The following is a 261-nucleotide window of genomic DNA, read 5'->3' as shown; positions in this document are numbered from 1 at the left end:
CGAGCAACCGGGTCGATCGCTTGGAAGAAGTCCGAGTTACCGATGATATCTTGGTACAGGTCCGACGCCATCAGCACGTGCGGAGCCTTCAGGCCCCAGCGCGTCACGTTCGTCATCACGTTCGCAAACGTGTACGGCGTGAGCTGGCCCGGGATGATCGACAGCGGGTTATCGACGCCGATCAGTGCCTTAACTTGCGAGTACCACAGACGGTCTTCACCGACCATGATAGCTTCGGTAGCTTCGACATACTTCTCTTGC

General features: G+C 57.5%; 1 protein-coding gene. It reads right to left on the bottom strand.

Annotation, left to right across the window (positions count from 1 at the left end; all coding sequences use genetic code 11):
- The coding region (locus ACZ2V4_RS11820) for a hypothetical protein (RefSeq protein ID WP_490514966.1) at window positions 1–227 on the bottom strand (227 nt) is incomplete at its 3' end.
- Window positions 228–261 lie beyond the last annotated feature (34 nt).

The sequence above is a fragment of the Macrococcus sp. CoH-51_TC_04 genome (genome assembly GCF_058188655.1).
Note: the sequence above shows the minus strand (reverse complement) of the source record. Positions and strands in the feature narration are given on the sequence as shown.